The following is a 17,746-nucleotide window of genomic DNA, read 5'->3' as shown; positions in this document are numbered from 1 at the left end:
AGCGGGCCTTCGGGCAAGGGGGTCACACGGCCTCGAGATAGCTTAGCCAGTGTTCGTCTTCGGGGCGGTCTGCAAAACGTGCAATTTCCTGCCGTTTGGTCATCGCCAGATTGCGGATCAATTCCGATGGGAAAAGCCGGGTTATGATCGGGTCACTCTCGAATAGGTCGATGGCGGCGGCCCAGTTGCCAGCAAGCTGAGGCAGACCGTCAATTTCATAAGCATTGCCCGAGATCGGGGCAGGGGGCACCATGCCGTCCTCGATACCGACCAGCGCCGCGCCCAGAACGGCACTCAGCATCAGGTAAGGGTTGATGTCGCCACCAGCCACGCGGTGCTCGATACGTCGGGCCACCGGGGCACCGCCCGGAATACGGATGGCAGCGGTTCTGTTTTCGTAGGCCCAGCTTGCACCGGTGGGCGCATGCGCGCTGGGCACTAGCCGTGCGTATGAATTCCCATGAGGGGCAAAGATCAGAGTGCTGGCGGGCATGGCGGCGAGGCACCCGGCCGCAGCCGAGCGCAGCAGGTCGGTGCCCTCGGGCCCTCCATCGTCGAAGATGTTCCGCCCATCTTGGTCGAGGACAGAGAAATGCACATGCATCCCGTTTCCCGCGTCCTCGGCATAGGGTTTCGACATGAAGGTCGCAGCAAAGCCGTGTTTGCGGGCCAAACCGCGCGTCAAAGCCTTGAAAAGCCACGTATCATCGGCGCAGCGCATGGCGTCCTGATGATTGAGGTTGATCTCGAATTGACCGATACCGCTTTCGGATATTGCGGTTTGTGCGGGGATGCCCATTGCAGCGCACCCGTCATAGAGGTCGGTGAAGAACGCCTCGAACGCGTCCATTTCAGCGACGGACAGAACCGCCTCGTCTGTCAGGCGGCGCCCAGTGATCGGGTTGAGCGGCGCCAAGGGTTGGGGGCCGGACGCGTCGACAAGGGTGAATTCCAACTCAGTCGCCGCAACGACTGACCAGTCGCGATGCGCGTAACGCGACAGCACGGATGCAAGCGCATGGCGCGGGTCGCCTGCAAAGGGAACGCCGTCATCGTCATAGAGGCTCATGGGAACCAGGGCCGTCGAGGTTTCCAGCCATGGCACTGGCACAGGCCCGCGCTCGGTCGGAAGCAGGATGCCATCGGCGTCACCGGTTTCGAATACGAGGGGGCTTCCGTCGATGTCCGCGCCCCATAGATCGACGTTCAAGGCCGAGAATGGCATGCGCACGGCACCCTTGCTCAGCTTGTCGGCATAGGTAGGCGGGACACGTTTGCCTCGCATCTGACCGTTCAGGTCGCAGGCGGCAACGCGGAAATTATGCAAGGCGTTCAGGTCCATTGGGGCTGTAGCTCCTCTCGGTTATCCGAGATGTAGCGAAGCCAAACGGCCTTGTCACGAAATTTGATCAAATTTCCGAGGTGGTAGAAAGGCGCCGGCACAAATTGCGCCGACGCCTTGTGTCTTAGGATCAGACGAAGGTTACGCCGTTTTCCGCCATCGGCAGGGTCGTGACCTTCACGCCCGAAAGTGCGCGGATGGCATTCGCCAGAGCCGGGGCGGAAGGAGGCGTGCCCGGCTCGCCAACGCCCGTGGGCGCTTCGGCTGACGGGACGATATGAACGTCAATCGCCTGGATGTCGCCGATCCGCAGAGGCTCGTAATCCGGGAAGTTGAACTGGTCCACCGCGCCGCTGGTCAACGTGATCTGGTCGCGCATGACGTGACCAATGCCATAGCCGACACCACCTTCGATCTGCGCTTTGACCACATCGGGGTTCACCGCAATGCCGCAATCCACGGCGCAGGTGACTTTTTCGATGCGAACACCGTTGTCCAAATCGCCGGACACCTCGACCACTTCGGCCACGTAAGAGCCAAAGGACTTGTGGACCGCGATCCCCTGCGCGCGCCCGGCTGGTGCATTGCCCCATCCGGCCTTCTCGACCACCAGCTTCAGAACTCCGGCCTTGCGGGCCTGATCGGCGTTGGTGTCATCGCTTAGATGCGCCAGGCGGAACTCGACCGGGTCGCGACCGGCGGCCTCGGCGGCCAGGTCCATCATGGCCTCCATCGCATAGCCGGTGTGGGTGTGACCGACCGAACGCCACCACAACACAGTCGTCGCTTTCGGTGTATCCGTCAGACCCACGGCCATGCCGGGGATGGCGTAGGGGCTGTCAGCGACCCCTTCGACCGAGCTGTGGTCGACACCGTCATGCACCAGAACAGCTTCGAAGGGCGTACCTTTGATGACCGATTGGCCCGCGATCTGATGGTGCCATCCGACGATATTCCCTTCACCATCCAGACCGACGCGCACTTTGTGACCAAAGGCAGGGCGATAATAGCCGCTGCGTATGTCATCTTCACGTGTCCAGACCAGTTTGACCGGGCGAGAGCGGTCGGTGACCACGAAGGCCAACGCGGCCTCGACCTGATAATCCGCATCTGGTGTCGCGCGGCGGCCGAAGGACCCGCCTGCCAGCATCGTTTTGATATGGATTTTCTCGGCCGGAAGCTCGAAGATCTGCTGGTACGCCATGTGCGGGCCGGTCGGCATCTGCGCGCCATCATGCAGGACAATGTCTCCGTCCGCAGTCTGTTCGATGGTGCAGTTCAGTGGCTCCATCGGCGCATGGGCGAGAAGCGGGAAGTAGAAGGTCCGCTCAACCACCGTGTCGGCGCCGTCGATGGCGGCAGAGACGGCTGTAAAATCAGCCTTGTTGACGTTGTAGGTCGGCTCTGCCTCCAGCGCGTCCATGATCTCGGCTTTGATCTGATCCGAGTCGCGGGTTTCAGCGCCTGACATATCCCATTCGACCTCAAGCGCATCACGTGCCTGAATCGCGGCCCAGGTGTTTTCCGCGTAGACGGCGACACCCGCTTGGTTGGGGAGAACCGCGGCACTGATGTAGCCTTTGACCTCTTTCGAGGCGCTATCGTCAAACCCTAGCGCAATTCCGCCTTTGGATTCAGGGCGTTTGATCATGGCGATCATCTGGTTGGGCAGGTGGACGTCCATGGCATACATCGCCTGACCATTACCTTTGATGGCCGAATCCTTACGCCGAACGGCTTCGTTTCCGATCAGGCGGAACTCGGACGGGTCCTTCAGGCGCGGCTCGGACGGAGCGTCCAGTTGAGCGGCTGCGGCCACGAATTCGGCAATCGGAGCGGACTTGTCGCCGGATTTGACAATGCCTTCTTCGATGGTGATGCCCGATGCGTCGACGCCCCAGCTTTGAGCCGCCGCATTGATCAGCATTTCGCGTGCGGCTGCACCGGCCTGACGGTATTGCAGCCACGAATTCGCCATCGCGGTCGACCCTCCAGTACCTTGGAACGGGCCGAACAGAAGGTTGTTGTAGACGTTTGGATCAGAGGGCGCGAATTCATATTCGATCTGGTCCATTGTCAGGCCGATTTCTTCGGCAATCAGCGTGGGCAGACCGGTCGCAGGGCCCTGACCCTTCTCAAAGTGTTTGACGATGGCGGTCACGGTGCCATCCGCATCAATTTTCACGAAGGGGTTGAACTGAGCGGTCTCGGATGAAGCCGCCGCCAGCGCGCCGTCTGGGCGCGCGCCAACCAGTAGGACGGCACCAGCAGCAGCCGCGCCTTTCAGAAATCCACGGCGAGAGGTGTTCATGGTCATGGATCAGGCCTCCAGAATTTCAGATGCGCGCTGGATACCGGCGCGGATACGTTGATAGGTGGCACAGCGGCAGGCATTGCCGTACATGTATGCGTCGATCTCTTCTGCGCTGGGCTTGGGGTTCTCAGCCAGCAGACCAACGGCTGACATTACCTGACCCGACTGGCAGTAGCCGCACTGAACCACGTCCAGCTCGACCCAGGCCTGTTGGACAGCTGCACCGATCTTGTCCTCACCGACGGCTTCGATTGTGGTGATCTCGGAGTCTTCGACGTCTTCGATGTATGTCTGGCACGAGCGGACGGGCTCGCCGTTCAGATGCACGGTGCAGGCGCCGCAAGACGCGACACCGCAACCGAATTTGGTTCCTGTGAGCTTCAGCTCATCCCGGATCACCCAGAGCAGGGGCGTGCCGGGTTCGGCGTCGACTGTATGCGTCTCGCCGTTCAGTTTCAGATTGATGGCCATGAGGGGATACTCCGTGTTGGCTTGCTACCTGAGTCGGTAAACTGGCGGGTTTACATGTGGCACAGAAAGTCGCGCCTGTAAACTCCCGCGTTTACCTAGTGTTTGACCCGATGCTGTCAATGGGTCTATAGCAATGACATGAATGAGATCAGCGCGCCCAATGCGTCCAAATATGCACAGATCATCGAAGCTGCCGTGGCCGAATTCCAGGAAAAGGGGTTCGCGGCGGCCAGCATGGATCGTATTTCGCGTCAGGCTGAAGTCTCTAAAAGGACGCTCTATAAGTATTTCGAAAGCAAGGAAAACCTGTTCCGCTCAATCGTGACGGAACTGTCCAGTCGCTTTGCGGAAGTGTTGGAGATCAGGTACGAAAAAGGGCGCGATGTTCGCGAGCAACTGACCGAGCTGGCCTGGGCCGAGGGGCGCATTCTGATGCTGCCGGATGTGATGGCCATGTCCCGCATGGTGATCAGCGAAATCCTGCGCAACCCTACGTTGGCCGAACAAGCGCAGGGCAAGCTGGACAAGACGGCCTCGTTCATCGACATGCTGCGCGAGGCCGCTGCGGACGGGCAATTGAAGATCGACGACCCCGAAGAGGCTGGGCGCGAATTCATCGGCCTGATCAAGGCGCGGGCGTTCTGGCCGCTGTTGTTCTCAGGCACTGTTCTCAGCCATCAGGAAATGGCGGACACGATCAACAACAGCGTCGAGATGATGATGCGAAGATACGGCCCGGATGCCGCGTAGCGTTCAGCGCCACAGGACGGACAAACCCGCCCCTACATACCGTGGCGTGGGATTACGTGATTCCATTCCGTTTTGAAGAACAAAGTGTCTCCGTCCCAGCATTCGACCGCGGCGTTCAGCACGAAATCGGTTGCCGTGGCCGTCTGCTGAGACCAGGTCTTGATACGTGCATCCCAATCGCCACGCTCAAAGCGGGTTTCCTGCCGCATGGTCGCAGTCGCGGATAGGGGATCATCGGGCAGGATGGAGTAAATCCGCTCGGACGAGTCGGAAATCTCGGTCCCTGTTTCGAGCACCTTCTTCGCTGATGGGCCCATAACGCCGCCACCGATGAAGACGCGCTCCGTCAGCCTGCCGGTGTGGGCGTCCCGTGTCAGCGTCGTCTCGGACCCGCCCTGACCTCTGGTCGAGGTCTCGGGCACCGATCCCGGGGCCGGAACCGGAAGGTCCCGAGGCGCCGGCGCATCTGGTGCATCGGTGCGAACGGGCAACGACAAGGCCGAGGAGCCGGGCACGACAGTCGCGCAAACCGGGTTCGGCGCGGGCCACAAGATGGGCCAATAGGCGGTCGCAAGCTGCACCATGATCCGGTGACCGACAGGAACGTTGTAGCCGATGGCGTGCAGCTGGATCGAGATGTCCATCTCTTCTCCGGGCACGACTGGGGTTGGTTCTGTGTCACTGTCGCGGTGCATCAGGTTGAAGAACCCGCGCGAGATCAGGGTTTGCGCGCCGTCGGGGGCTTCATCAATCAGCAGGGCTGCGACAAAAGCCTGAGGTTGGTCGACACTGACCCGTAGCGCGAGTTCAGGTTGGCCCAGAATGTCCACCGATGACTCCAGCGTGTCACTGCGGAACACCATCGCCCCAGCGGCGTCGATCCGACAATCCAAAGGCAAATCGCCCGGAATACCGAAAGAACACATGACCCCACCGGCCGAGCCGAACGTCTGCGGAGAGGTAATCTGCATCGGCGCGCCTCTTTGCGCCTGGGCGTCCAGCGACCCCGCGTTCAGCCAATAGGTCTCGTTCGACACATTGGGCGAGGGCCAGCTGGGCTCCTCGACCCAGCGCCCGGGACGGTGCGTTTGCGTTCCAGCGGGGCGCATGCTGTCCATCAAATACAGGTGCAGCGGCGGGTCGTCCGCGATCCCGGTGTCGATCCCCTTCAGCCAATAGTCCCAGAACCGGAGCACCTCGGCGATGAAATCGACCTGAGGGGTGGGCTTGCCTTCATGCGGGTAGAGGTGCGACCACGGGCCCATCATCACCTTGACCGGCACATTCAGGTGTTCCGAAATACGGAACGGCGTGTCGCGATACAGGTCTGCCCAGCCGCCGAAATAGTAGACGGGCACATTGACTGCGTCATAGTCCTCGCAGATCGAGCCACGTCGCCACATCTCGTCATGAGTCTGGTGTTCCAGCCACATGGCAGGCCAGAACTCCATCGCATCAAGCCGGTCACGCCAGAGGTCGCGCCACTTGTCCTCTCCTACGATTTCTGGGTCCGGGGGGAAGGCGTTCAGCAATTGCATGATCGATCCCCACCAGAAATTGTCGCCGGCCAGGACGCCTCCGTAGAAATGGATGTCTTCGCGCCAGCGGTCGTCGCAACCCATCACCGGGGCGATGGCTTTCAGCGCAGGGGGGCGTTTGGCTGCAACCTGAAACGAGTTGTAGGCCCCCCAGCTTTTGCCGAACATACCGACATTGCCGTCGCACCATGGCTGTTCGGCCAGCCACGCGATGACATCAACGCCGTCCTGCGTTTCCTGATGAGAGTATTCATCCTCGGCCAGCCCACCGCTATCGCCGTTGCCGCGAATATCCACCCGGATCGAGGCATAGCCCGCCTCGGCAAAGCGCGGATGCATGGTTTCATCGCGCAGACGCGTGCGATCTCGGCGACGATAGGGGATGTATTCCAACAGGCAGGGCACCGGAGTCTCGCGCGCATTGGGTGGCAACCACAGACGAGCAGCCAATTGCGTGCCATCGGGCATCGGAATCAAGACGGTTTCGATCACCTCTACGCTATTCATCGCCGGGTCCTTCCTGTTGTTTCGGCTTGTGTTTCTCTCAAGCACCTATGTCGCGTCGCCGCTTTTGGTCGTATGAAACGCACAACCCGTTCAGCGTGCAACCTAATAGGAGGCTTCGGGCCGCAAAATGTGACTCAAGTTTGCCGTCCCGCTGTGATAGCCACACGCAGGCACAGACCGGGATTTGTCAGTTGACAGAGAAAAACGTGAAAAACTTGGACCGAGCAGCGCGTATAAGCGTGGCACCCATGATGGACTGGACCGACCGCCACTGCCGGTTTCTGCATCGGCTGCTGAGTGAGCACGCGCTGCTTTACACCGAGATGGTCACCGCGCCAGCGCTGGTGCGTGGAAGGGCGTTGCATCTGTTGGACTATAGCTCGCAAGAACATCCCGTTGCATTGCAGCTTGGCGGCTCGGACCCCGAGGAACTGGCGCAGGCGGCGCGGCTTGGGGCCGAGGCCGGGTATGATGAAATCAACCTGAATTGCGGCTGCCCCTCGGACCGGGTGCAATCGGGCACGTTTGGGGCTGTGTTGATGAAAGACCCCGCGCGTGTCGCCGACTGCGTGGCCGCCATGCGTGCGGCCGTCTCGGTGGATGTGACCGTCAAATGCCGGATTGGCGTGGACGATCAGGAACCGCGCGACGTGCTGCCGGACTTTCTGGACAAGATACGACAGGCAGGGTGCCGACGGGTGACGGTCCATGCGCGTAAGGCCTGGCTGCAGGGGCTCAGCCCGAAAGAGAACCGTGATATCCCACCGCTGGACTATGACCTCGTTCATCAGATGAAGGCCGATTTCGCGGATCTTCACATTTCGATCAATGGCGGCATCACCTCGTTGGACGAGGCGCTAACGCATCTGGAGGCCGGGCTGGACGGGGTGATGATCGGACGGGCGGCCTATCACCAGCCCTCGGACATTCTGTCCGAGGCGGATATGCGGATATACCAGAGCGGCAGCGCTCGGGACCCGATCGAGGTGGCGCGGCAAATGGTGCCCTATATCGAGCGGCACCTTGTCAACGGAGGGCGTTTGCACCAGATCACGCGGCATATGCTCGGCCTCTTTGCCGGTCGCCCTGGCGCACGGGCCTGGCGGCGCGCGCTGTCGGAAGGGGCGGTGCGGGATGGGGCAGGGCCCGAAGTGATGCTGAAGGCGCTCGATCACGTGGCGCCTCTGGCCGAGGTTTGAACGAATGAAGCCCGGTCTCTGACCGGTTTGGGGGGAAGATGCCCGAGACGATGTTGCTGGCCCAGATGCTGGGCCTTTTGCTTGTAATTGGCGCACTTGCGGGGGTTCTGGCGGGGCTGCTGGGCGTTGGCGGAGGCATCGTGCTTGTGCCTGCGTTTTTCTATGCGTTCCAAACGCTTGGATATGGTGGGCCACAGTTAATGCAGCTGTGTCTGGCGACCTCGCTGGCAACGATCATCGTAACTTCGATCCGGTCGGTACTGGCCCACAACAAGAAGGGCGCAGTCGATTGGGAGATCCTGCGCGGATGGGGGGCGGGTATCGTCGTGGGGGCGATTTTCGGCGTGCTGGTCGCCTCGGCGCTGCGGACAGAGGCTCTGCAGGCACTGTTCGGCGTTCTGGGCATGGTGATCGGCGCGTATCTGGGTTTTGGCCGTTCGGAATGGCGTTTGGGGGACGCGATGCCCAAGGGGATCAAGCGCGCGGTTCTGTCCCCATCCGTAGGCTTCCTGTCGGTGCTGATGGGGATCGGAGGCGGCAGTTTCGGTGTCCCGCTCATGAGCCTTTACAACACGCCCATCCACCGCGCCGTGGCAACTGCTGCAGGGTTCGGAGTGATCATTGCCGTGCCATCTGTATTGGGTTTTCTCTTTCTGGAGATTGCCCCTGAACACAGGCCTCCGCTGACGATCGGGGCCGTGAACTTGGTGGCCTTCGGGATAGTAGTCGCGATGACGATGATCACCGCCCCGTGGGGCGTTAAACTCGCTCATGCGATGGACCCGAAGCCGCTCAAGAGGGTCTTTGCACTGTTCCTGACACTGGTCGCTTTGAACATGCTGCGGAAGGCGTTGGGATGGTAGAGGATTTCTGGGCGAAGGGTTGGGTCAAATTCCCGTTCGACCCGGCTCTGGCGGAATGGATTGGGCAGGTTTTGCCCGCCGCTCAGCAGTCGGTCACGGCCCCTGAACATGCCGAATGGCTGGATTGCGAGGGCACATGGTTTGTTGGTGTCGACGCCTTGCCCAATGATGAACTGGGCAAAGTAGGGGCGTCAAATCCGCTGTCCGGGATGGCTATGGATTTCATCGCGGCGCATCTGGGCGCATTGCCGCTGCATCCGGGGCAGGTGTCGATCATCTATCCGGGGTATCCCCGCCCTCGGAAGGGTGAAAGCGAGGCCGCCGGGCGCTACAGGCGCAATCGCGACGCGGCCCATGTGGATGGGTTGCGACCTATGGGTCCGGATCGCCGCCGTCGCGTGGATGAACCGCATGCGTGGATTTTGGGCATTCCCCTGTCGGAAGCCAGCCCCGATGCCTCGCCCATGGTGTTGTGGGAAGGTAGTCATATCCCAATGGGCGAGGCCTTTAGAGCGGCTTTTGCGGATCAGTCCCAGACCGATCTGAGCCAGGTCGACATCACCGACATCTATCAAGCGACCCGCCGCGAGGTGTTCGAGACCTGCCCAAGGATCGAATTGCCTGCCAAACCTGGCGAGGCCTATCTGCTGCACCGCCATTGCCTTCACGGAGTCGCGCCATGGCCAGATGGGGCGACCGCCGGGCCGGATGGACGGATGATTGCCTATTTCCGCCCCGAATGCGCCAACGGCGTCGCGGAATGGATTGAAACACGCTGATGTCTCGTGAGGGAAACGGTTCCCGCGAATTACCCCAGCAGACCACGCCCACATCTCCCCGTTTCGCAACTTGTGGGCTTCAAAACCCGGCTTGTCACGAAAAATGACGTCGGGTCACTTTGCGATAAGTTTATTGATTGCTGAGTCAATGAATATACAACTGAGGGCGTTTTCTTCGTCGTTCCGGCTGAAAACTCTTTAGCCAGACCGTGCCGCTGCGGGTCGCCACTCACTCACGGAACCGGCTTTCGCCTCGCTTTTTTTCGAGGCGTGCGTCCGGCCCGCAGCAGGCAACTTAATTGATTGGTTCTTAATGTCTTTCAAAAGCTTTCTACAACGCTTTTCCAAGCTGCGAGATCACGCGCAACCCGTGACTGTCGACACCACGATGGAACGGCCTGCAAAACATCCAAGAACCAGCCGGTCCGAATACTCAGACCTGTTCAAGGATGAACTCGCGACCCGACAACAGGGCAGGTGTGACAAATCAAAGGATGAAACCAGCGCGGTGGACTGAGCGGTCAGCTTTTCAGGCGGGCCGAACGCCCGCCGCGCCGTTTGGCGAGGCGTGGTTTGCGGGCGGGTAGAGCCTCCATGATTTCGGCGCGTTCGCTGCTGTCCATGCGGGACCAGCGCGCGATCTCATCAAGGGTGCGGTAGCAGCCGGTGCAAATCTGTTCTGTCGGGTGGACAACACAGATTCGTACACAGGGGCTTTCGACCTCATCGCGCTGCCAAACCATGTTCGTCATTCGTCGTCTCCGACCCGTTACAAAAAGCGCAGCCTGTCCAGCGCTCCTTGCAAGATATACCCTGCTGCAACGTGATCAATAACCTGTCCGCGACGTTTTCGTGTCGTATCCGCCTCTAAAAGTGCCTTTTCTGCCGCAACTGTGCTCAGACGCTCGTCCCAGAAGCCGATGGGGCAGTCGGTCAGGCGGGTTAAGTTGCGGGCAAAGGCGCGGGTGGATTGGCAGCGGGGGCCTTCGGAACCGTCCATGTTTTTTGGTAGCCCGAGGATGACGCCGCCGATCTCACGATCCTTGATCAACTCAAGCAAACGTGCGGAATCGAGGGTGAATTTCTTGCGACGGACAGTCTCCAGAGGGCTGGCCACTCCGCGCATCCGGTCCGAGACCGCCACGCCGATGGTCTTTTCGCCCAGATCCAGCCCCATCAGCGCCGTCATCGGCGACAGGGAAGCGGCGAAACCCTCAAAATCGTCGTGGATCATTGGGCAATACCGGCTTGCAGGGCGGCTGCATCGATCATCTCAAGCGCCTCGGGGTTGTCGGCAAAGAGGATCTCGGCTTCGTCACGGATATCTATTGCACGCTGGGCCTGACCCAAGACACCCAGCGCCGCGATCAGGCGCGCCCAGTCTTGAGGAGGGCCGCCCTCGGTCGCCAGGCGATCGGACAGACGGTCAACCATGCCCTGGATCATCTGTTGCCGTTCTTCCGGGGTCATCTCGGCTGCTGCGGCGACATCGTCCTGACTTGGGCCGGGCTGGCCCAATGAGCTGGGGTCGGGGCCGTTGAAAACCCCCGCGCGGAAGGCAAGCTCATCCAACTGGGCGCGAATGGCATCAGCCCACGGTGCGCCCGCCGGCGCATCCTGCGCGGTGTCGACCCAGACACGATAGGCGAGGTCGGGACGTCCGGTCTGGGCCAGCATCTGCCCCCAGTAGTAGCGCGCCGGGCCGTGTCGGGGATCACGCTCAAGCGCGGCGGCCAGAACTTGCTCGGCCTCGGGCGAGATATAGCCGCCTGCCGCAAGGATCATCTTTTCGGCCAGATCCGAGTAGTCATCGGCAGTTGCGGCCTGACCCGAAAGCTCGATAACGCGTTGCTGCGCGGCATAAGCGGCCTTGAAGTTGCCCGCATTGGCTTCGTGCTGTGTCAGCAGGATATGCCCTTGCAGGTCATTCGGCCGGGCCGCCACTGTGTCGCGCAGTTGCTGGAGCAGCGTTGCGTAGCTTTCTTCCAGTTGTCGCGGCTGCGGCGGAGTGGCAAGAGCTTCGGCCGCTTCTTGCGCCGGGCGGTTTGTCCGGACCTCCTCGGCCAATGCCAGCCTTGCGGTCAGGGGTTGGTCGGGCAGGCCGACGGCACCGGTTCGGTAATACAACGCCAGCGCGCCGCCGATCACGACCAGCATTACGATCGCGATGGTGACGACGGAAACCCCGCGCGACGGGCCCGAGGTTGCCCGGTCGCCCTGCATCTGCGCGTCCGCCGCCAGAATGCGGCGCGAGATCTCGGTGCGGACCCTTTCGGCATCGGCTTCGCCAATGACTCCTCGGGCCAGATCACGGTCAACACCGGCCAGTTGTTCGCGGTAGACGCGCAGATCGTAGGCTGCGGTTGGCTCGTCCGCGCGGCGGCCGCGCAAAAGCGTGTAGCCAAGGAACCCTGCGACCAGTAGCGCGATCAGACATGAAATGACCCAGAACGTCATGCTCTCTCCTGAAATTCTGCCCTGACTTAGACCTGCGGGCCGCCTAAAAAAAGGGACAAATGGCCGCGAATGTGTCACATGTCGCAATAGTGCTATATTGCGGCGTTGACCGGCGTGGATATACCCGGTCGACGCGGCATACCTGCGCCAATCACCGAACCGGATGGATTCGCTTATGAAACACTATTCAGCCTTTGCTGTCGCGCGCGAAGCCTTGCGCTATCACACCGGATGGGAGCGCGCATGGCGCTCGCCTGAGCCGAAGAAAAAATACGACGTGATCATCGTCGGTGCCGGGGGGCATGGTCTGGCGACCGCCTACTACCTTGGTAAGAACTATGGCATTCAGAATGTCGCCATCATCGAAAAAGGATGGCTGGGCGGCGGGAACACGGGCCGGAACACGACCATCATCCGGTCGAACTACCTGCAGGATCCTTCGGCGGCGCTCTATGAAAAGGCGCGGGGTCTCTATGAGGACCTGAGCCAGGACCTGAACTACAACATCATGTTCAGCCCCCGCGGCGTGATCATGCTGGCGCAGACCCAGCATGAAATTCGTGGCTATCAGCGCACTGCGCATGCCAACGCACTGCAGGGCGTGAAGACCGAGTGGATCGGACCCGAACGCGTGAAAGAGCTGGTGCCAATCATCAATCTGGACGGTCCGCGCTATCCGGTTCTGGGTGGCCTTTGGCAGGAACGCGGCGGCACCGCGCGTCACGATGCTGTGGCTTGGGGCTATGCACGCGCCTGTTCGGCCATGGGCATGGACATCATTCAGAAATGCGAAGTCACCGGCGTGCGCTCGGACAATGGTCGCGTTGTTGGCGTTGATACCAGCAAAGGGGCGATCGACTGTGACAAGCTGGGGATCGTCGTTGCGGGCCATTCCGGTCAGCTGGCCGAAATGGCGGGCTTCCGCTTGCCGCTGGAAGCCGTTGCGCTGCAAGCGCTGGTGTCCGAGCCGATCAAACCCTGCATGGACGTGGTCGTGATGGCCAACACTGTTCACGGCTACATGTCGCAGTCCGACAAGGGCGAGATGGTGATCGGCGGCGGTACCGACGGCTTCAACAACTTCACCCAGCGCGGCAGCTTCCATCACATCGAGGAAACCGTCCGCGCATTGGTCGAGACCTTCCCGATGATCTCGCGCCTGAAAATGCTGCGCCAGTGGGGCGGGATTGTGGATATGACCGGTGACCGGTCTCCGATCCTGTCGAAAACACCGCTTCAGGGCTGTTTCATAAACGCAGGTTGGGGCACCGGTGGCTTCAAGGCCATTCCGGGCTCGGGCTGGGGTATGGCTCAGCTGATGGCCACAGGTCATTCACCGCTGACCGAAGCCTTCTCGATGGATCGCTTCAAAGAGGGCCGCTTCATCGACGAAAGCGTCGCCGCCGGGGTGGCTCACTAAGGGCGCTGCCCGAGGTGGCCACAACACAGAATTCTGGTCGGCCCGAGTGCCGACCAACCGAGAAAAGGATGACCATATGCTGATCCTGAATTGCCCCTATTGTGGCGTCGATGCCGAAGAAACTGAACTGGCCGCTGGCGGCGAAGCGCATCTGAAGCGCTTTGGCCCCGGCTCGTCGGATGATGATTTCCACGACTACCTGTTCATGCGTGAGAACCCAAAAGGCGTTCATTTCGAACGTTGGCGCCACGCAAATGGCTGTGGCAAGTGGTTCCACGCGGCGCGCTGCACCAACACGCTTGAGGTGTTCGGCACATATCCGGCCCAGACCACCGAGCCACCGCAAGAGATCAAGGACGCTATCACCGCGAAGCGTCCCGGCTGGACGTGGAGAGAGTTTAAATGATCCGCCCAGCCATCCGTAATTCCGCCTGCGAAAGGTCCGCAACATGAGCACCCGTCTCGCAAATCAAGGCCGGCTGATTGACCGGTCGAAACAGGTTACCTTTACCTTCAACGGCACCTCGATGCAGGGCTACGAAGGCGATACCCTTGCATCCGCCCTGTTGGCCAACGACCAGATGATGATGGGCCGGTCGTTCAAGTATCACCGTCCGCGTGGCGTCGTTGCCAGTGGCGCGGAAGAGCCGAACGCTCTGGTCGGTTTGGGCGAAGGCAACCGGTTTGAACCGAACCAGCGCGCCACCACGACCGAGCTATTCAACGGTCTGACGTCTGTGTCGCAGAACCACTGGCCGAACCTCGAGTTCGACATCGGGTCGATCAACACTCATCTGTCGCGCTTCCTGCCGGCGGGCTTCTACTACAAGATGTTCATCCATCCGAAGCCGTTCTGGAAACACGTCTACGAGCCGTTCATCCGTCAGTCCGCCGGTCTGGGCAAAGCGCCCGACAAGGACAATCGTGACGCGGACACCTATGAGCATTTCTACCACTTCACCGATGTACTGGTGATCGGTGGCGGTGTCGCTGGTCTGCAGGCGGCCAAAACGGCTGCTCAATCCGGTGCCAAGGTCATGCTGATCGAGCAGACTGCGCATTGGGGTGGTCGTGCTCCGGTTGATGGCGGCACGATCGACGGTGAGCCTGTGGATAAGTTCGTGGAACAATTAGTTTCTGAACTCGAAACAATGGACAACGTCATCCTGCGCAATCGCTGCATGGGGGCAGGGGTTTATGACCACGGTTACGTACTGGGCTACGAACGCCTGACGGACCACACTCCGGGCGTGCAAGGCCCCCGTCACCGCCTGTGGCGTATCCGTGCCAAACAGGTTGTCACAGCAACCGGCGCGATTGAGCGTCCGCTGTCTTTCGCGGGCAACGATGTTCCGGGCGTGATGCTGGCCTCGGCCATGCGGGATTATGTGGTGAACTGGGGCGTGACCCCGGGCGACCGCGTTATCGTTGCGACCAACAACGACGACGCCTATCGCACTGCAATTGCCCTCAAGAAAGCCGGTGTGGATGTTCTACGCGTGGTCGATGCGCGCGCAAGCGCCGGACCTCTGGCGGAAGAGGCGCGCCAACTGGGCATCCGTGTCGATCCCGGCAAGGCCATCGCCAAGGTCAAAGGCGGCAAGCGCGTCAAGAAAGTTGCGCTGTGCAACCAGGAAGGCATCGGTGGTGCGCGGGAAGAGGTCGAATGCGATGCAGTCGCCATGTCGGGCGGCTGGTCTCCGGTTGTTCACATGTGGTCGCATTGCGGCGGCAAGCTGATCTGGGATGAGGCGAACGCCCATTTCCGTCCTGATCCCGAGCGCCCTCCACTGGGTGCAGACGGTGAAGGCTTCGTGATTGCCGCGGGTTCGTCCAATGGTCCTTTGGCTCTCGGCGACGTTCTGACTGACGCGGATGCCGCAGGTAAAGCGGCGGCCAAGGCGGCCGGTTACAAGGCGAAACGCACCAAGGCTCCTACGGGCGAAACCACAGCTGAGGCTCCGATGGCAGCCGTCTGGCTGATGCCTGCCAACGCCGACATCCAGCTGCGCATGAAGTCGTGGTTGGACTTCCAGAACGACGTGAAGGTCTCGGACGTTCAGCTGGCTGCGCGCGAAGGCTATGAAAGCGTCGAACACACCAAGCGTTACACCACGCTGGGTATGGCGACCGATCAGGGTAAGTTGAGTAATATCAACGGCTTGGCGATCCTTGCTGATGCGCTGGATTCGGAAATTCCGAAGGTCGGCACCACCACGTTCCGTCCGCCCTATACGCCTATCTCGCTGGCGTCGATTGGTGGTGAAGCACGTGGTGAGGTGTTCCAACCGATCCGCCAGACCCCGATGCACAACTGGCACGACCAGAATGGCGCAGACTGGGAGCCGGTCGGCCATTGGCGCCGGACCTATGCCTATGTCCGTCCTGGTGAATCCGTGCATGACGCGGTGAATCGTGAGGTAAAGAACACGCGCGAAAACCTCGGCCTGCTGGACGCCTCGACACTAGGCAAACTGATCGTCAAAGGCCCCGATGCTGGCAAGTTTCTGGACATGATGTACACCAACATGATGTCCACGCTGAAGGTCGGTAAATGCCGCTATGGCCTGATGTGTTCAGAGAATGGCTTCCTGATCGATGACGGTGTTGTTGCCCGCATCGACGAAGATACATGGCTGTGCCACACCACCACCGGCGGTGCCGAGCGTATCCATGGTCACATGGAAGAATGGCTGCAGACCGAGTGGTGGGACTGGAAAGTCTACGTCGCGAACGTCACCGAGCAATACGCTCAGGTCGCCGTGGTTGGCCCCAACGCCCGCAAGGTGCTGGAGAAGCTGAACGCTCAAGCCGGTGGCGGCATGGACGTATCGAAAGAAGCGCTGCCCTTCATGGAATGGCGTGACGGTAAGATCGGCGCGTTCGACGCGCGGGCCTACCGCATCTCGTTCTCGGGTGAGCTGTCCTATGAGATCGCGGTTCCTGCAAGCCAGGGTCAAGCGTTCTGGGACGCTCTGATCGACGCGGGCAAAGAGTTCGGCGTGATGCCTTACGGCACCGAATGTCTGCACATTCTGCGGGCCGAGAAGGGCTTCATCATGATCGGCGACGAGACCGACGGCACCGTGATCCCGCAGGATCTGGGGCTGCACTGGGCGCTCTCTAAGAAGAAAGAGGATTACCTCGGGAAACGCGCCCATTCGCGGACCCATATGGCTGATCCAGAGCGTTGGAAACTGGTCGGTCTGGAGACTGTGGATGGATCGGTTCTGCCGGACGGTGCCTATGCGGTGGGCGAGGGCGTCAACGCCAACGGTCAGCGCAATATGATCGGGCGTGTGACCTCGACCTACCACTCGGCCAATCTGGACAAAGGCATCGCGATGGGTCTGATCAAGCACGGTCCTGACCGCATGGGCGATATTGTCGAGTTCCCGGGAACCGATGGCAAAACCTACAAAGCCAAGATCGTCGATCCGATCTTCTACGACAAGGACGGGGAGAAGCAGAATGTCTGAACCTATCAGCGCACTGAATCACGCCAGCTATGACGGCATCGCCAAGGTGGCCGAGGTCGGCCTGCAGGGCATGATCACCCTGCGCGGCGATCTGTCCGACAAGGTGCTGGCCAAGGCGATCAAGAATGCAACCGGGCAGAAAATGCCCGGTCAGCGTGAGGCTCTGGTCGATGGCGATACCGGCGTATGCTGGATGTCCACCGATGAGCTGCTGGTGCTTGTGCCCTATGCCGAGGTTGAGGCCAAACTGGCCGAGATGACCAATGCGCTTGGCGGTACGCATGCGCTGGCCGTCAACGTATCGGACGCCCGTGCGGTGTTCACAGTCTCGGGCAGCAACGCGCGTGAAGTTCTGGGCAAGGTTGCTCCGGTCGATCTGTCACCAGCGGCTTTCCAACCCGGCCAAATTCGCCGTTCGCGTCTGGCTCAGGTCGCTGGCGCCTTCTGGATGGACGATGCCGAGACCCTGCGCATTGTCTGCTTCCGTTCGGCAGCTGACTATGTGTTCAAACTGCTCAAGGTTGCGGCGCAGCCGGGTAGTGAGGTCGGGGTTTACTAAAGACCCGACGACTGATGTCAAAAAAGGCTCCGGTTTAGGCCGGAGCCTTTTGCGTTCTGACCTTGAGA

Annotated in this window: 15 protein-coding genes; 8 read left to right on the top strand and 7 right to left on the bottom strand. The window is 60.7% G+C overall.

The genetic code is table 11. The features are described 5' to 3' along the window. Nucleotides 1-22: 22 nt before the first annotated feature. From ACR0AI_RS05415 to ACR0AI_RS05405, 3 genes are all read right to left on the bottom strand, one after another. Nucleotides 23-1,342: a glutamine synthetase family protein gene (locus tag ACR0AI_RS05415; RefSeq protein WP_480672180.1), complete on the bottom strand. Its 1,320-nt coding sequence runs from the start codon at nucleotides 1,340-1,342 to the stop codon at nucleotides 23-25. 130 nt (nucleotides 1,343-1,472) lie between these two features. Then, on the bottom strand, nucleotides 1,473-3,659 hold the full coding sequence (locus ACR0AI_RS05410) for a xanthine dehydrogenase family protein molybdopterin-binding subunit (protein ID WP_480672178.1): 2,187 nt from the start codon (nucleotides 3,657-3,659) through the stop codon (nucleotides 1,473-1,475). 3 nt (nucleotides 3,660-3,662) lie between these two features. After that, nucleotides 3,663-4,127, bottom strand: coding sequence for a (2Fe-2S)-binding protein (locus tag ACR0AI_RS05405; RefSeq protein ID WP_480672176.1), 465 nt, complete (start codon nucleotides 4,125-4,127; stop codon nucleotides 3,663-3,665). A gap of 138 nt (nucleotides 4,128-4,265) precedes the next feature. Between ACR0AI_RS05405 and ACR0AI_RS05400 the strand changes: the two genes are divergently transcribed. Next, nucleotides 4,266-4,877 (top strand): TetR/AcrR family transcriptional regulator, encoded by a 612-nt coding sequence (locus ACR0AI_RS05400; RefSeq protein WP_480672174.1) that lies wholly within the window; start codon nucleotides 4,266-4,268, stop codon nucleotides 4,875-4,877. A 32-nt stretch (nucleotides 4,878-4,909) separates the two neighbouring features. Here the strand turns inward: ACR0AI_RS05400 and ACR0AI_RS05395 are convergent, their stop codons facing one another. After that, a complete protein-coding gene (locus ACR0AI_RS05395; protein ID WP_480672172.1) occupies nucleotides 4,910-6,922 on the bottom strand; it encodes a CocE/NonD family hydrolase in 2,013 nt (670 codons plus the stop codon). Between the two features lie 191 nt (nucleotides 6,923-7,113). On the opposite strand from ACR0AI_RS05395, the gene dusA reads away from it, so the two are divergent. Genes dusA through ACR0AI_RS05380 form a run of 3 tightly spaced genes read left to right on the top strand, consistent with a single transcriptional unit; the run spans nucleotide 7,114 to nucleotide 9,763 of the window. Further along, nucleotides 7,114-8,121 carry a tRNA dihydrouridine(20/20a) synthase DusA gene (gene dusA, locus ACR0AI_RS05390; protein WP_480672170.1) on the top strand — a complete coding sequence of 336 codons (1,008 nt, stop codon included), beginning with the start codon at nucleotides 7,114-7,116 and terminating at the stop codon, nucleotides 8,119-8,121. Between the two features lie 38 nt (nucleotides 8,122-8,159). Further along, complete coding sequence (locus tag ACR0AI_RS05385; protein WP_480672168.1) at nucleotides 8,160-8,984, top strand: sulfite exporter TauE/SafE family protein; 825 nt, start codon at nucleotides 8,160-8,162, stop codon at nucleotides 8,982-8,984. Next, on the top strand, nucleotides 8,978-9,763 hold the full coding sequence (locus ACR0AI_RS05380) for a hypothetical protein (RefSeq protein WP_480672166.1): 786 nt from the start codon (nucleotides 8,978-8,980) through the stop codon (nucleotides 9,761-9,763). Before ACR0AI_RS05385 ends, ACR0AI_RS05380 begins: the two co-directional genes overlap by 7 nt. A 521-nt stretch (nucleotides 9,764-10,284) precedes the next feature. On the opposite strand, the gene ACR0AI_RS05375 is transcribed toward ACR0AI_RS05380, so the two are convergent. The 3 genes from ACR0AI_RS05375 to ccmI are packed head-to-tail and all read right to left on the bottom strand — an operon-like array spanning nucleotide 10,285 to nucleotide 12,220. Continuing rightward, nucleotides 10,285-10,515 carry a DUF1289 domain-containing protein gene (locus tag ACR0AI_RS05375; RefSeq protein ID WP_170374099.1) on the bottom strand — a complete coding sequence of 77 codons (231 nt, stop codon included), beginning with the start codon at nucleotides 10,513-10,515 and terminating at the stop codon, nucleotides 10,285-10,287. 17 nt (nucleotides 10,516-10,532) lie between these two features. Beyond that, the gene (gene ruvX / locus ACR0AI_RS05370) at nucleotides 10,533-10,997 is read right to left on the bottom strand and encodes a Holliday junction resolvase RuvX (protein WP_480672164.1); all 465 of its coding nucleotides are present in this window, start codon (nucleotides 10,995-10,997) and stop codon (nucleotides 10,533-10,535) included. Further along, nucleotides 10,994-12,220, bottom strand: a complete 1,227-nt coding sequence (ccmI, locus tag ACR0AI_RS05365; RefSeq protein WP_480672162.1) for a c-type cytochrome biogenesis protein CcmI — start codon at nucleotides 12,218-12,220, stop codon at nucleotides 10,994-10,996. The genes ruvX and ccmI overlap by 4 nt, the downstream gene beginning before the upstream one ends. 175 nt (nucleotides 12,221-12,395) lie before the next feature. On the opposite strand from ccmI, the gene ACR0AI_RS05360 reads away from it, so the two are divergent. The 4 genes from ACR0AI_RS05360 (at nucleotide 12,396) to ACR0AI_RS05345 (ending at nucleotide 17,678) form a co-directional block, all read left to right on the top strand. Continuing rightward, entirely contained in the window at nucleotides 12,396-13,640 is a 1,245-nt protein-coding gene (locus tag ACR0AI_RS05360; protein ID WP_480672379.1) for a sarcosine oxidase subunit beta family protein, read from the top strand. Between the two features lie 76 nt (nucleotides 13,641-13,716). Next, nucleotides 13,717-14,046 carry a sarcosine oxidase subunit delta gene (locus tag ACR0AI_RS05355; RefSeq protein ID WP_170721715.1) on the top strand — a complete coding sequence of 110 codons (330 nt, stop codon included), beginning with the start codon at nucleotides 13,717-13,719 and terminating at the stop codon, nucleotides 14,044-14,046. Between the two features lie 43 nt (nucleotides 14,047-14,089). Continuing rightward, nucleotides 14,090-17,119 (top strand): sarcosine oxidase subunit alpha family protein, encoded by a 3,030-nt coding sequence (locus tag ACR0AI_RS05350; RefSeq protein WP_480672160.1) that lies wholly within the window; start codon nucleotides 14,090-14,092, stop codon nucleotides 17,117-17,119. Next, entirely contained in the window at nucleotides 17,112-17,678 is a 567-nt protein-coding gene (locus ACR0AI_RS05345; RefSeq protein WP_480672158.1) for a sarcosine oxidase subunit gamma, read from the top strand. The genes ACR0AI_RS05350 and ACR0AI_RS05345 overlap by 8 nt, the downstream gene beginning before the upstream one ends. Nucleotides 17,679-17,746: the final 68 nt, after the last annotated feature.

This window comes from Ruegeria sp. BG3, from assembly GCF_056538485.1.
Note: the sequence above shows the minus strand (reverse complement) of the source record. Positions and strands in the feature narration are given on the sequence as shown.

What these genes read in the sequence shown, in the direction of transcription:
- ACR0AI_RS05400 (WP_480672174.1), top strand. Translation starts at nt 4,266, where the DNA reads ATGAATGAGATCAGCGCGCCCAATGCGTCCAAATATGCACAGATCATC.
- ACR0AI_RS05415 (WP_480672180.1), bottom strand. Translation starts at nt 1,342, where the DNA reads ATGGACCTGAACGCCTTGCATAATTTCCGCGTTGCCGCCTGCGACCTG.
- ACR0AI_RS05380 (WP_480672166.1), top strand. Translation starts at nt 8,978, where the DNA reads ATGGTAGAGGATTTCTGGGCGAAGGGTTGGGTCAAATTCCCGTTCGAC.
- ACR0AI_RS05385 (WP_480672168.1), top strand. Translation starts at nt 8,160, where the DNA reads ATGCCCGAGACGATGTTGCTGGCCCAGATGCTGGGCCTTTTGCTTGTA.
- ACR0AI_RS05395 (WP_480672172.1), bottom strand. Translation starts at nt 6,922, where the DNA reads ATGAATAGCGTAGAGGTGATCGAAACCGTCTTGATTCCGATGCCCGAT.
- ACR0AI_RS05410 (WP_480672178.1), bottom strand. Translation starts at nt 3,659, where the DNA reads ATGACCATGAACACCTCTCGCCGTGGATTTCTGAAAGGCGCGGCTGCT.
- ruvX (WP_480672164.1), bottom strand. Translation starts at nt 10,997, where the DNA reads ATGATCCACGACGATTTTGAGGGTTTCGCCGCTTCCCTGTCGCCGATG.
- ACR0AI_RS05345 (WP_480672158.1), top strand. Translation starts at nt 17,112, where the DNA reads ATGTCTGAACCTATCAGCGCACTGAATCACGCCAGCTATGACGGCATC.
- ccmI (WP_480672162.1), bottom strand. Translation starts at nt 12,220, where the DNA reads ATGACGTTCTGGGTCATTTCATGTCTGATCGCGCTACTGGTCGCAGGG.
- ACR0AI_RS05355 (WP_170721715.1), top strand. Translation starts at nt 13,717, where the DNA reads ATGCTGATCCTGAATTGCCCCTATTGTGGCGTCGATGCCGAAGAAACT.
- ACR0AI_RS05405 (WP_480672176.1), bottom strand. Translation starts at nt 4,127, where the DNA reads ATGGCCATCAATCTGAAACTGAACGGCGAGACGCATACAGTCGACGCC.
- ACR0AI_RS05360 (WP_480672379.1), top strand. Translation starts at nt 12,396, where the DNA reads ATGAAACACTATTCAGCCTTTGCTGTCGCGCGCGAAGCCTTGCGCTAT.
- ACR0AI_RS05375 (WP_170374099.1), bottom strand. Translation starts at nt 10,515, where the DNA reads ATGACGAACATGGTTTGGCAGCGCGATGAGGTCGAAAGCCCCTGTGTA.
- ACR0AI_RS05350 (WP_480672160.1), top strand. Translation starts at nt 14,090, where the DNA reads ATGAGCACCCGTCTCGCAAATCAAGGCCGGCTGATTGACCGGTCGAAA.